Here is an 11,475-nt window from a genome sequence, read left to right as displayed (position 1 = left end):
TATCCGCAGTTCAGACTATGTGATCAGAGCGACAGAAAGGGGCTACCTCTTCCTGAATGGGAGATATAGAGCATGGATCGGGCCCGCGTGCAGGCTACATACAGCATGCTCCGTTCCCGTTGCAGTGCTCTCGCCCGGGCCCCCGGTTCGTCGGGCGGCGGTTCGGGCACCACGCCCTCCGCCACGCCGATGAGCGCGACCCGCTCGAACTCCAGGCCCTTCAGATTCTGGAACGCCGCCACCCGCACGTCCGCCCGCCCGAGCGCCTTGCGCGCCTCACGGACCAGCTTCGAGGTGCGCGCGCCGACGGCGATCTCATCGGCCGGGACACCGTCGTCCAGCCAGGAGACGACCGTGGCCACCAGCCCGGCCAGCTCCGCCTCCGGCGAGTCATACGCCCTGAGCACCGGCCGCTCGCCGTTGCGCAGCGCGCGGAACCCGTACAGCGGGGACATGCCCTTGACCAGCCCGTCGACGGGTCCGCCGCCGCGCAACCGGACCGCGAACGACAGCAGCTCGTGCGGCAGCCGGTAGGACACCTTGAGCGTGTGCTGCAGGGCCGGGATGCCCACCGAGCCGAGCGTCACGCGCGTGTCGGTGATCCGCTGGTGCGGGTCGCCGACGATGAACAGGTCGTCGTGCGCCCGCGGCGCCACCGCCCGCAGCAGCCGCCACTGCGACGGGCTGATGTCCTGCGCCTCGTCCACCACGACGTGCCGGTACGGCTTGCGGCCCGGCTCGATGTCGTCGAGCAGGTCGCCGGTGGCCCTCGACAGCAGCCGGAGCGCCTCGTCGGTCAGCTCGGCCAGCGTACGCGCGCCGGGGCCGATCAGCGCCGGACGCTGGCCCTCGGCGCTGGCCACGATGCGCATCGCCAGCCGCTCGGCGTTGTCCACGTCGACCCGCTTGCGCGTCACCCCGTCGTCGATCAGCCGGTCGAGCCGGTCTGACAGGTCCTCGCCCAGCCCCTGTGAGTACGTCACCAGCAGCACCGGCCCGCTCCCGTGCGCGGCCAGATAGGCCGCCCGATGCAGCGCGATGATCGTCTTGCCGGTGCCCGCCCCGCCGATCACCAGCACCGGGTGCTCGTAGCGCGCGGCGCGGGCCAGCCGGTGCTGTTCCGGACGCGGGAAGGCGCACCATTCCGGCGCGTCGAGGATCCGTTCCAGCTCCACCTTGTCGGCGGCGAACACCGCACGGTCCGGACTGCGGCGCAGCGCCGCGTGGAAGTCGTTTACATCGACCAGGTCGGCGCCCTCGTCCGTGGCGCGGCAGGCGTCCAGCTCCCGCCAGGCTTCGGCGAGCGTGCCGCCCCGGGCCAGCACCGCGAGCGGCACGTGCTGGGTCGGGGGGAGCAGCGGTTCGAGCGCCTCCACGTCGGCCTCGTTGCTGATGAGCCGCACCAGTGGCAGCGCGCGCACGTCGATGCCCAGCGCGAGCAGATCACCATCGCAGATCGGGGCGAACAACCCCGAAGCACTCGCCGATCGCCGTAACGCGGGCTCGACCCGTTCGAGCGCCTCGGCGTCCCACTCCTCGACGACGCCGATCACCGGGTTGATCCCGTAGCGGTAGCGCTGCGCGTACGACCAGGCCTCGGGATCCGGGAGCACGGTACGCAGCCAGTACACGTCCCGCTGACGCACCACCACGCCCCGATGCCCCGAAGTGAGACGGAGCGTCGCGATCCGCGGGTCCCTGGCGCCCCTGACCCGCTCGGGGTGGGGGGCGCCCGAGACGTTCAGCAGCAGGCGGCGGAGTGCGACCACGGCGTCCCTGCGCACCGGCTGTGCCAGTGCGCTGAGGTCCCGGGGGAAGCCCGGGGCGATCGCCAGCCGCGGCACGGCTCAGTCCAAGAGTTGCAGCAGGTCGCGGTCCCCGCGTTCGCGGAGCCTGGTGAGCAGGTCGGGCAGTCCGACAGGTCCGGTCATCCCGATCCTGGTGGCGATCACTCTGGCGGCCTGGTCGCGGGTCCCGCCGGGGGCGGTGTAGCCGACCAGGCGCAGCGCCTTGGTGATCTTCTCGGCCCCCTGCGCGGCCACCGGCAGGTGCCTGGCCCGCAACACGCCCTCGTCCGACAGCGTGAGGAACAGGTGCCCGCCCTCCTTCGCGCCGACGTCCGCGAGCAGCCGCTCGACCGATTCGAGCACCGGCCTGCCGTGCCAGACCATGGTCAGCTCGCCGGCCGCGCTCCGCACGGTCCTGCTCTCTCCCGGCGACAGTCCGAGGTACGTGGCGAACCCCGTGGGCAGCGCGCACTCGCCGCCGCCGAGCTGCTCGGCCGTCACGTCGATCCGCAGCCACCACCGGCCGTCCGGCTGGCGGAAGCACCGCCTGGTCTGCGAGACGTCCTTCAGCGGCTGGTACGGCTTGGCCGGCTCGTTCGACGCTCCGTTGCCCTCACCCACCACGACCTCGGCCGGAGCGAACGCCTGGAACTGCGGCGTCCCCGGCGGCGGCGACGGGATCGGCGGCACCTGGGCGAACGCGGATGCCGGGGGGACCTCAATGATTTTCGGCTCCGAAGCAGCCGGCGGCTCAGACGGCCTGGCGGGCGCCTCCGACGGCAGCGTGGCCAGCACGAACTGCCAGGCGGGGACCTCCAGCGCGCGGATCTCCTGGGCGTGCCAGTCGGCCGCGCCGATCAGCTGGTCCCTGGGGGCGGCCGGGCCGATCGTCCGGCGCAGCTCGTCCAGATGCGCCCGGTACGGGGCCGCCTCCTCGCTGGCCAGCCACTGGCCGAGGCGGGCCCGCAACTCGGTCTCGGTGGCGGAGATGTCGGCGGCCGGCACGGCGAACAGCTTGGCGAGCTGGTCCACGGCGGACGGCTGGTCGGTGAAGACCCGGTTCTGGGCGACGGCCCAGCTCTTGTCGTCCAGACCGGCGAACGCGGCCTCGATCAGCTCGGGCAGCTCGTGCCCCGCGGGCTCTTCCGGCTCCGGCTCCTCCGATTCGGCCGCCTCGAAGTCCGGCGTGTCGTACTTGGGTTTCGCCTCTTCGGGAGTGGGCTCGGGTTCAGGTGCGGCTTCGGCGTCCTGCGGTTCCGGCTCCGCGCCCTCGGCTTCGAGCGCGGCGGCCTCCTCGGCGGCGGGCTCCGGCGCGGGCTCGTCGGCGGCGTCCAGGACGGGCTGGGGCTCGGACTCGGCCTCCGGCTCGGCGGCCTCGTCGACGACCGGCTCGTCGTCGGCGTCGAGCACCGGCTCCTCGGCCTCCGTCGCGTCCTCGGCCTTGTGGGCGGCCACCGCCTCTTCGGCGTCCGGCGCTTCCTCGCGCTCCGGTGCCTCCTCGGCGATCGGGGCCTGCTCGGCGACGCGAGCCTCCTCGACGACCGGCTCGGCGCTCGGCGGCGCCTCCACCGGCAGTGCGACCGGCACGGCCTCGGGCGCGAGGGCAACCGGGGCCGGGGCCGGGGCCGGCGCGGCTACCGGCGCCGACGGGCGCTGGAGCTGGGGCGCGAGGTGTACCAGGGCCGCGGAGAACAGCGTGTTGAGCACCGGACGCGCCTGGATGAACGGCTGGTCCACCAGCTCTCTGCCGGTCAGCGCGAGCAGCCCCGTCCACGACCCGGCGCGGTCCAGCGCGATCGCCACCTGCGGCTCGTCGGCCTCGTCCGGATCCAGGACGTGCAGCGCCGGCAGCACGTCGCCCACAGCGGCGGCCGGCCAGTGCTCAAGCGCGATCTCCGTGAGCAGCTCGGCCAGCGGCTCGGGGCCGATGGCCGCGAGCACGAGCGGCATGGGCAGGCTGCGCCACCAGGCGTCCGGAAGCTCCGGCTGCCCGGTGAGCAGCGTGATCGTGGACGCGTCGCTCCACCTCAACGGTGGTACGAGGTCGCTCAGGCAGAAATTCATCCCGTTCCGTTCACCAGCCCCTCACGCCGCCGTATCGTCGCAAGGCTCCTCAACTTCGTCAGCGGTGCAGCCTTACTCTCTCCGCCACTCTTTCCGCCGCCCACGAACAGACCATAGTCCGGCAAAACTCCCCTACGCATCATCCACTACGTATCAGCGCCGGACGGCGGCGAAGCGTAGACGGACGTAGTCGGCCATCCAGCCCGTCTCCCTGCGCAGAGCGGGTGCGGCGAGTTCGTTGACCCGCTGGAGCAGCGGCTCGACGATGTCCTTCGGCAGCCCCTCGATGACCGAGGACGCGAACATGCGTACCCAGTCGGCGGCCCCCTGCGGGCACTCCTCCAGCGGCGTCGGCCGGTCGAAGTACTCGAGCAGGCGGACCACGAAGCCCTCCTGCTCCAGCCGGCGGGCGTACTCGGCCGGCGTGGGGAAGTACCAGGGCAGGTCGGGCTCGCGCAGACCGTACTCCCGCCAGGCGGTGTGCATGGCGGCGGTGAGCTCGGCGCAGTTGCCCGCGCCGCCCATCTCGGCCACGAACCGGCCGCCGGGCGAGAGCGCCTCGTGCACGTTGGCGATGACGGAGACGGGGTCGCGACTCATCCAGTGCAGCGCGGCGTTGGAGAAGACGGCGTCATAGGCCAGCGCCACGCTGAAGTCGTGCCCGTCGCCGACGATGAAGTCGACACCCGGATAAAGGGCCAGGGCCTTCTCGATCATGGCGGGGGAGCCGTCGATCCCCAGGACGTCGGCACCCCGCGACGCGATCTGGGCGGTCAGCACCCCGGTGCCGCAGCCGAGGTCGAGCACGCGCTCTCCCGGCCGCGGATCGAGCAGGTCCACCAGGGGCGCGCCCTGCGTCGAGACGTAGCCGAAACTGCCGTCGTAGGCGCGACTGCTCCACCGCTCCAAGCTCGGTGTGTCGTATCGCAAGACGATCAGCTCTCATTCGTCAGACAAGGGCCCCCTGTGGCCGTGCTGTCTGTTCACTTTAGAGGCTGATTGTCTCCGCGACATATCAAGTCACAATGGTCTCATCGCACACTTTGCGTCCATCGCTTCTTGAGGTAGGACTTTCCGGCATCTGTCTGCGGAATCGTGAGGAGCACCGGCGGTCCGGGGGCGACGGGCATCTTGGCTGCCTGCTCGGCGTCGAGCGTGCCGCGCATCAGCATCGCCTCGCCGCGGGCGGGGCGGGCCCAGCCCTTCTGCAGGAGATTCTGGCCCTCGTCGGAGAACAGGAACTCCTGCCAGAGACGGGCCGCGGCAGGATGCGGCGCGTCCTTGCTGATCGCCTGTACGTGGTAGTCGCCCAGCGGCGCGTCACGCGGGATCGTCACCTTCCACGCCTCCGCGTCGCGGGCGCTGCGGGCGGCGTTGAGGTGGTCCCAGTCCACGATCACGTTGGCCTTGGCCGGATCGGTGAGCCGGCCCGCCTGCTTGAGCTTCGCGAACAGCTCGACACCGCGCTGCGGCTGTGGCGCGCCCGACACCAGCGAGGCGGCCATCACGCCGTCGAAGGCCGCCGCCGAGTGCAGCGGGTCGCCGTCGAGCGCGACCAGGTAGCCCGGCTTGGCGGCCAGATCGGCGAAGGAGGCGGGGGCGGGGACCTTGCGCGGGTCGTAGCCGAGCGACATGTAGGCGCCGTAGACGCCGTACCAGGCGCCCGCGGGGTCCTTGATGTGATCGGGCAGGTCCTGCCAGCCCTGCACCTTGTACGGGGCGAACTTGGCGGCATCGGCCACCGCGACGTCAAGGGTGAGGTCGAACACGTCGGGTTTGAGCTGGGCGGCGGAGTCGATCTCGCGCCGGCTGCTGGCGCCGGGCTCGAGCTCGTTGACCTTGATGCCGTACTTGTCGGTAAAGGCGTTGATGATCGCGCCATAGTTGACCCAGTCCCGGGGAAGCCCGATCACGGTGAGCGAGCCTTCCCGCTTGGCGGTCGCGGCGAGGTTTTCGAGGGTGGTGAAACCCTGCTTCATGGAGGCGGCCTTGACGTTCACCGGCGGCAGCGGCTTCTCGGCCGGGGACGACGACGCGCCGCATCCGGCGCTTGCGATGAGGACGGTTACGGCGGCGCAGATACGTACGGTCACACGACGAATACTCGCCGTTACTTCCGTCCAGGTCGAGGAGGCGCGGCCGGAACCACCTTGGCCGCCACCAGCGCCTCTTCGGAGATCTCCACCAGAGTGCCGTCTCTCTTGCGGACACGCAGCACGCCGCCGTCCCAGGATTCGAGAATCCCGACGGCGTCACGGAAGCCTTCCGGAACCCGTCTGCGGGTGGTGATCCGGGCGCCGACGTCAGCTGTTGTGATCGCGATCACGAGGCGAGCGGCCACGAGTTTGCCACCCTCCGTTTCGGCCAGTTGGCAAGCACGGCAATACTAGGGCTAGCAGACCGCCGTCAGAGTCATGCCATGGTGCGGAGAGAAGGAGCTCGAGGTGACCTACGTCATCGCGCAGCCTTGCGTGGACGTCCTGGACAAGGCGTGCATCGAGGAGTGCCCCGTTGATTGCATTTACGAGGGCGAGCGCATGCTTTACATCCACCCCGACGAGTGCGTGGACTGCGGCGCTTGTGAGCCAGTGTGCCCCGTCGAGGCCATTTTCTACGAAGACGACCTTCCCGAGCAGTGGAAGGACTACTACAAGGCCAACGTCGACTTCTTCGAGGACCTGGGCTCGCCCGGTGGCGCCTCGAAGGTCGGCAAGATCGACAAGGACCACCCGGTCATCGCCGCGCTGCCGCCGCAGGCCGAAGAGCACTAGCCCGCACCCCGCAGCGGGGCGCCCGAACGGTGGGCCCCGCTGCCGGGCGTACGGCGCGCACGCCTGAGAGCTGGAGGCGTGCCCGCCTGATACCTGGAGAACCGTGAACAACCTGCCCGACTTCCCTTGGGACCGGCTGGAGCCGTACAAGGCGCGCGCGCTGGCCCACCCCGACGGCATCGTCGACCTGTCGGTCGGCACGCCCGTCGATCCGGTGCCGCCGCTCGTGCAAAGCGCCCTCGTCGAGGCCGCCAACAGCCCCGGCTACCCGCTCACCCACGGGACGAAGGCGCTGCGGGAGGCCGCCGCCGGCTGGCTGCGCCGCAGGCACGAGGTCACCGTCGAGCCGAGCGACGTGCTGCCGCTGATCGGCTCGAAGGAGTTCGTCGCCTGGCTGCCCAGCTACCTGGGCGCGCGGCGGGTCGTCTTCCCCGAGCTGGCCTATCCCACCTACGACGTGGGCGCCCGGCTGGCCGGAGCGGAGGCGACGGCCTCCGACGGCCTGCTCGCGCTGGGGCCCCAGCACGTGGACCTCGTCTGGGTCAACTCGCCCGGCAATCCCACGGGCCGGGTGCTGCCCGTCGAGCACCTGCGCAAGGTGGTGGCCTGGGCGCGCGAGCGCGGCGTGGTCGTCGCCTCCGACGAGTGCTACATCGAGCTGGGCTGGGAGGAGCGACCCGTCTCCATCCTGCATCCCGACGTCTGTGAGGGCTCCCACGAGGGGCTGCTCGCGGTCCACTCGCTGTCCAAGCGCTCCAACCTGGCCGGTTACCGTGCCGGGTTCGTGACCGGCGATCCGGCTCTGGTCAAGCGGCTCCTGGAGATCCGCAAGCACGCGGGGATGCTCATGCCGGCCCCCGTACAGGCCGCCATGACGGTCGCGCTGGGCGACGACGCGCACGCCGAGGAGCAGCGCGAGCGCTACGCCAGGCGGCGCCTGCAGCTGCGGCCGGTGCTGGAGAAGGCGGGCTGGAGCATCGAGCACTCGACCGCCGGGCTGTATTTCTGGGCGACGGACGGGACCAGTTCCTGGGAACAGGTCAGTAAGCTCTCCGAAATCGGTATTTTGGTTGCTCCGGGGGAATTCTACGGATCGGCAGGTGGGCGGCATATCCGCATCGCCATGACCGCCACTGATGAACGCATCAGTGCGGCGGTGCGCCGCCTCCAGTAGGATCCCCCGCGAAGCAGGGCACACATAAGTTGATAACGGCGTTTGCTGAGGCAGACCGCGAGTGGAGCGAGCTGATCGATGAGCATGACCTTCGTGGTCGTACTCGGGCTGAGCATCGCCACCGTCCTCCTGCTGCTGGGTGCCTTCCTGGCCACCATGCGCCAGGACAGGAAGGGCCGCGCGACCGCACAGCCGGTCGAGATCGCGGCCACCGAGGCCCCGCTGCCGGCACCGGTGAGCATGTCCGGGTACACCGGATCCGACTATGTCGATCCCCGTACCATCAAGGTCGGTGACCGGATAGAGGTCCACGGATCGCCCGCGCGAGTGCTCGGTGCCATGTACGTCTCGTGGCAGGGCATGCAGTGGGTCGAATATCGGCTGCGTGACAGCTCCCGTCGCATGCAGTGGCTGTCGGTGCAGGTGCGGCAGGCCGAGGGCGAGCCGTCGCATCTGGAAGTGCTCATCTGGACCGAGGTGCCCACCGAGGGCATGGTGCCCGCCAAGAGCATGCTGATCATGGAGGGCGTCGAGTTCCATCCGATCGAGCGGGGCACGGCCGCGTTCAGGTCGGAGGGCAACACCGGCAACGCCGAGCGGGGCCTGCTCGACTTCGCCGACTACCGCGCCTCCGACGGGCGGCTGCTCTCCTTCGAGCGGATCCAGGGCGCCAGATGGACGGCCAGCTACGCCAGGCCGCTGCCGCCCGGCTCGATCAGCATCGTCAGCCGCGCCACTTCCTAGGGCGGATCCGCCTAGGAGATGTCCACCTTGCTGTCGGTCGCCTTGCCGCCCGACTGCCAGCCCTCCAGGTTCATGTCGTTGGTCCAGGTGGCGCCGTTGAAGCCGACGTGCTTGAGTCCGTACTTCCGCGCGTGGGCCACCGACCAGGCGGCGATCAGCCAGCCGCGCTTGCGCGTCGAGATGGACGGGTCGCCGAGCGCCCGGACGAGCTGGCGCCGCGCCTCGGCGGTCTTGGCCTGAGGGGCGGGCGTGCCCGTCTTGGGCGGTGGGTACCAGCAGTGCACCGCCTTCGGAACACGCCCGGTGAAGGCCGCCGCGAGGATCTTGGCGTCCTCCTCGTGCTGGGCGTAGGCGTAGCCGCCCGCCGAGCGCTGCACGGCCTGGGCGGCGTCCTCCAGCGGGATCTTCCGGTAGTTCTTGACCTTGACCAGCGCGGCGAAGAACCGGTTGGTCGCGTAGACGGGGTCGAGGAGTTGCTTGCGCTTGCCCCACCCCTGCGACTGGCGCTGCTGGAACACGCCGACGGAGTCGCGGTCGCCGTAGTCGAGGTTGAAGAGCTTCGACTCCTGCAGCGCGGTCGCGTAGGCGATCACCACCGCCCGCTCGGGCAGCTTGCGGCGCTCCGCGACGGCCGCGATGGTGGCCGATATCTGGGCCTGCTCGATGTCGAGATCCCGGTCGCCCACGGGGGTCTTGACGCTGCAGTGGGCTTCCGGAATGGCCAGCGGCTCCGTCTTTTTGAGCAGGTGAAAGAGGCCGACGGAGATCCCCACCGCGAGCAGCAGAACGATGACCGCGATGGTGATGACTCCGCGGGAGAAGCGCAGGCGCACCCTGAAAAACCTACCCGGCCAGATAAGCTCCGTGGCCATGAGGCACGTGAGCGGTGTGTCACCGATCGTATCCGCGGTGGACGAGCTGTGGGCGCGTCGCGAGGAGCTGTCACCCCGCGACCTGGACGCGCGCAAGGTGGTGGTGAGCGCGATCGACCTGCTGGACAGGGGACAGGCGCGGGCCGCCCGGTTGTCCGACGGCGAGGTGGTCGTGGATGAGCGGGCCAAGCGGGCGATCCTGCTCAGTTTCCAGGTGCTCGGCCTGGCCAGGTCGCAGGTGGGCGACTTCCAGCACCACGACCGGCATCCGCTCAAGACCACGCTCGACGGGGTGCGGGTGGTTCCGGGGGCGATCGCGCGCTGGGGCTCCTATCTGGCGCCCGGCGTGGTGCTGATGCCGTCGTTCACGAACATCGGCGCGTACGTCGGCGAAGGCACGATGGTCGACACCTGGGCCACGGTCGGCTCCTGTGCCCAAATCGGGAAAAACGTCCATTTGTCGGGCGGTGTGGGGATCGGCGGTGTGCTGGAGCCGCCCAACGCCGTGCCGGTGATCGTGGAGGATGACGCGCTCATCGGCAGCCGTGCGATGCTGGTCGAAGGCGCCCGGGTGGGACGCGGCGCCGTCATCGGGGCGGGCACGATCCTGTCGGCCTCCATCCCGGTGATCGATGTGCAGACCGGCGAGGAGCTGGCCCGCGGCCGCGTACCCGACTGGTGCGTCGCCGTCGGCGGCACCCGCCAGAAGGAGTTCCCCGGCGGCACGTTCGGATTGCCCTGCGTGCTGGTGATCAAGCGCCTGGAGCCGGGGCAGCGTCATGACAAGGCAGCGCTCAACGAGGCGCTGCGCGAACACGGAGTGAACACCTAGATGCTGGACCTGACGCAGGACGTACGGACGCTGACCGCGGCCATCGTGGACATCAAGTCGGTGAGCGGCGACGAGAAGACGCTGACCGACGCGGTCGAGCAGGCTCTGGCGGCGTTGCCGTACCTCAAGGTCGACAGATCGGGCGAGACGCTCGTCGCGCGCACGGAGCTGGGCCGCGCCGAGCGGGTGCTGATCGCCGGGCACCTCGACACGGTGCCGGTCGCCGGCAACCTGCCCAGCCGCGTCGAGGGCGACCTGCTCTTCGGCTGCGGCACCTCGGACATGAAGGCGGGGGTGGCGGTCGCGCTCAAGCTGGCGGCCACCGTGCCCGCGCCCAACCGTGACGTCACCTATGTCTTCTACGACTGCGAGGAGATCGAGGCCGAGCGCAACGGGCTGACGAGGGTGGCGCGCGAGCACCCCGACTGGCTGGCGGCCGACTTCGCGGTGCTCATGGAGCCCACCGACGGGGTGATCGAGGGCGGCTGCCAGGGCACCCTGCGGGCCGAGATCACCGTGGCCGGCAAGCGCGCGCACAGCGCCAGATCGTGGCTCGGGGTCAACGCCATTCACGGCATCGAGCCGGTCCTGGCCCGGCTCAACGCCTACGAGGCCCGGCAGCCCGTGGTCGACGGGCTCGCCTACCACGAGGGGCTCAACGCGGTCGGCGTGCGCGGCGGCGTGGCGGGCAACGTGATCCCGGACGAGTGCGTGGTCACGGTCAACTACCGGTTCGCGCCCGACCTGTCGATCGAGCAGGCGCAGGAGCACGTACGCGAGGTGTTCGACGGGTTCGCGGTCCGCTTCACCGACGGCGCCCCGGCGGCGCGGCCCGGCCTCACCCACCCGGTGGCGGCGGCCTTCACCGCCGCGGTCGGCGGCACACCGCGAGCCAAGCTGGGCTGGACGGATGTCGCGCGCTTCTCCACACTGGGGGTGCCGGCCGTCAACTACGGTCCCGGTGACCCGAACCTGGCGCATCAGCAGGGGGAGTACGTGTCGCTTCCCAAGATCGTGGAGAGCGAGCGGGCTCTGCTGAACTGGCTGACAAAGTGAAAGTGGCTTTCCTCGCCGGCCATTTGGCGGGGAAAGCCACTTTCAGTCCCGAGCAGCACCCTCGGCAGTTAGACGCAGGCAGGTCGAAATCTGGTTCCTGCTTCTTACAAGATTTTTTACGCGGGTTCTTAAGGCCATCTACCAGGGCATTTGCCTCAGAGGCCCTCTAACGGGT

Annotated in this window: 11 protein-coding genes; 5 read left to right on the top strand and 6 right to left on the bottom strand. The window is 70.2% G+C overall.

Features of this window, described 5'->3' with window-relative positions; all coding sequences use genetic code 11:
• Positions 1-23: 23 nt before the first annotated feature.
• The 5 genes from ACIBO2_RS22160 to ACIBO2_RS22140 form a co-directional block, all read right to left on the bottom strand.
• The gene (locus ACIBO2_RS22160) at positions 24-1,844 is read right to left on the bottom strand and encodes a UvrD-helicase domain-containing protein (RefSeq protein WP_358551713.1); all 1,821 of its coding nucleotides are present in this window, start codon (positions 1,842-1,844) and stop codon (positions 24-26) included.
• A 3-nt stretch (positions 1,845-1,847) separates the two neighbouring features.
• The gene (locus tag ACIBO2_RS22155; protein WP_358551711.1) at positions 1,848-3,851 is read right to left on the bottom strand and encodes a hypothetical protein; all 2,004 of its coding nucleotides are present in this window, start codon (positions 3,849-3,851) and stop codon (positions 1,848-1,850) included.
• A 153-nt stretch (positions 3,852-4,004) separates the two neighbouring features.
• On the bottom strand, positions 4,005-4,781 hold the full coding sequence (locus ACIBO2_RS22150) for a class I SAM-dependent methyltransferase (RefSeq protein ID WP_357944215.1): 777 nt from the start codon (positions 4,779-4,781) through the stop codon (positions 4,005-4,007).
• Between the two features lie 101 nt (positions 4,782-4,882).
• Positions 4,883-5,944, bottom strand: coding sequence for an ABC transporter substrate-binding protein (locus ACIBO2_RS22145; RefSeq protein WP_397298759.1), 1,062 nt, complete (start codon positions 5,942-5,944; stop codon positions 4,883-4,885).
• A gap of 17 nt (positions 5,945-5,961) precedes the next feature.
• Positions 5,962-6,192, bottom strand: coding sequence for a hypothetical protein (locus tag ACIBO2_RS22140; protein ID WP_358551707.1), 231 nt, complete (start codon positions 6,190-6,192; stop codon positions 5,962-5,964).
• 103 nt (positions 6,193-6,295) lie between these two features.
• Between ACIBO2_RS22140 and fdxA the strand changes: the two genes are divergently transcribed.
• From fdxA to ACIBO2_RS22125, 3 genes are all read left to right on the top strand, one after another.
• Positions 6,296-6,622, top strand: coding sequence for a ferredoxin (gene fdxA, locus ACIBO2_RS22135; protein ID WP_358551705.1), 327 nt, complete (start codon positions 6,296-6,298; stop codon positions 6,620-6,622).
• A 103-nt stretch (positions 6,623-6,725) separates the two neighbouring features.
• Positions 6,726-7,796: a succinyldiaminopimelate transaminase gene (gene dapC / locus ACIBO2_RS22130; RefSeq protein WP_397298756.1), complete on the top strand. Its 1,071-nt coding sequence runs from the start codon at positions 6,726-6,728 to the stop codon at positions 7,794-7,796.
• Between the two features lie 78 nt (positions 7,797-7,874).
• Positions 7,875-8,540 (top strand): DUF4178 domain-containing protein, encoded by a 666-nt coding sequence (locus ACIBO2_RS22125; RefSeq protein WP_358551701.1) that lies wholly within the window; start codon positions 7,875-7,877, stop codon positions 8,538-8,540.
• Between the two features lie 11 nt (positions 8,541-8,551).
• On the opposite strand, the gene ACIBO2_RS22120 is transcribed toward ACIBO2_RS22125, so the two are convergent.
• On the bottom strand, positions 8,552-9,373 hold the full coding sequence (locus ACIBO2_RS22120) for a hypothetical protein (RefSeq protein WP_358551699.1): 822 nt from the start codon (positions 9,371-9,373) through the stop codon (positions 8,552-8,554).
• A gap of 37 nt (positions 9,374-9,410) precedes the next feature.
• On the opposite strand from ACIBO2_RS22120, the gene ACIBO2_RS22115 reads away from it, so the two are divergent.
• Together ACIBO2_RS22115 and dapE are read left to right on the top strand one after the other, a co-directional pair.
• Positions 9,411-10,244, top strand: a complete 834-nt coding sequence (locus ACIBO2_RS22115) for a 2,3,4,5-tetrahydropyridine-2,6-dicarboxylate N-succinyltransferase (protein ID WP_358179325.1) — start codon at positions 9,411-9,413, stop codon at positions 10,242-10,244.
• A complete protein-coding gene (gene dapE, locus ACIBO2_RS22110; RefSeq protein WP_358551697.1) occupies positions 10,245-11,300 on the top strand; it encodes a succinyl-diaminopimelate desuccinylase in 1,056 nt (351 codons plus the stop codon).
• Positions 11,301-11,475 lie beyond the last annotated feature (175 nt).

This window comes from Nonomuraea sp. NPDC050022 (genome assembly GCF_044460705.1).
Taxonomy (GTDB): Bacteria; Actinomycetota; Actinomycetes; order Streptosporangiales; family Streptosporangiaceae; genus Nonomuraea.
Note: the sequence above shows the minus strand (reverse complement) of the source record. Positions and strands in the feature narration are given on the sequence as shown.